The organism is Helicobacter vulpis (genome assembly GCF_003660395.1).
GTDB classification, from domain to species: domain Bacteria; phylum Campylobacterota; class Campylobacteria; order Campylobacterales; family Helicobacteraceae; genus Helicobacter; species Helicobacter vulpis.
In genome coordinates this window covers 1-1,143 of the sequence record NZ_QXQT01000061.1, presented here as the reverse complement: position 1 = coordinate 1,143, position 1,143 = coordinate 1, and the positions used below count along the sequence as shown (strand labels likewise).

Below are 1,143 nucleotides of genomic sequence, written 5' to 3'. Positions count from 1 at the left end.
TAGGATAGTCCCCGTGCTAAGATTGCTGCTCTCATCTTGATAAATCAATCCCAGCTCATTATAGGCTTGGCTATCCCCCTTTGCCCCCGCTTTTTCTAGCACCGCTACTGCTTTGAGATAGTATTGTTTGGCTTTGTCAAAACTACGCTCAAACCTGAAATCGCCCGCAGCATAACAGTAGCCTAGTGTTGTGTAGGCATTAAAATCGCCCATTTCCCCCGCCTTTTCAAGATAAGACAACCCCTTTTGAAAAATTTTTTGCTTGTATTGGACTTCTTGGGAGTATTGGCTAAAGTCTTTAAGACTGCAAGTATGGTTGCTCCATTGAACCCTAAGATAAAGCAACCCAACTCTTTCATAGATATCTGCCCTCTTTGGGCTTAAACTTAGGGCTTTGTTAGCGTATGAGAGTGCTTTCTCGCAAGCAAAAGGCTCCCCCTTGGCATTTTTGGCTATTCTGCCATCTGCAACCATGTCTGCTAACTCAAGATAGGCATCTGCTATCCCCATTTCTCCGGCTTTCTTAAAGTAGTTAAAGGCTTTTTTGTAGTCTATATCCACCCACTGCCCATAGTAATACATCAATCCCAAATGATAGATCGCCTGCGCCTCCCCTCTTTGCGCCTCCTGTTTGTAAAGTCTAAAGGCTTTGGGGTAGTCCTTCCTCTTGTAAGCTGCCTCTGCTTGTTGTAAAGTGTTGTCTTGAGCACCCAGCACACCCACCGCTAGAAACAGCATAATAAGATATTTTCTTAACATCATTGCCTCCTATTGTTTAAGAATTAAACCAAAGGACTTAAACTTTTTAGATAACTACCATAGGCTTTAGAGTGATGAGATTAGTTAAAATTTGTCTTGTATGGGTGAGTTGGATTACCCTCACTTACGCCCAAGAAGCCACACCCATTCAAATTGATTTCCCCGGACATGTCAATTCTGAATGTGTTTTAAAATTTATCTCTTTGGTGGAGCATAGTTCTTTTAATTTTAAGCAGTGGGATAGCGATCATAGAGGCATTAAGTGGCTTAAAGGTCATATCTCCTATTACATAGACACATGGGATCAAAACCACATTATGGCTAAATTGTATTTTAACTGGCAACAAGACCCCAAGCACCCCAAGTTTTTAGGCACAGGCACAA

Annotated in this window: 1 protein-coding gene and 1 pseudogene; one reads left to right on the top strand and one right to left on the bottom strand. The window is 41.9% G+C overall.

Going from position 1 to position 1,143, the window contains the following annotated elements:
- On the bottom strand, positions 1–759 hold a 759-nt coding region (locus EAO38_RS08535), incomplete at its 3' end, for a tetratricopeptide repeat protein (RefSeq protein ID WP_162982757.1).
- 74 nt (positions 760–833) lie between these two features.
- On the opposite strand from EAO38_RS08535, the pseudogene EAO38_RS08530 reads away from it, so the two are divergent.
- Positions 834–1,143 (top strand): annotated as a pseudogene (locus EAO38_RS08530) (hypothetical protein); the annotation flags it as partial.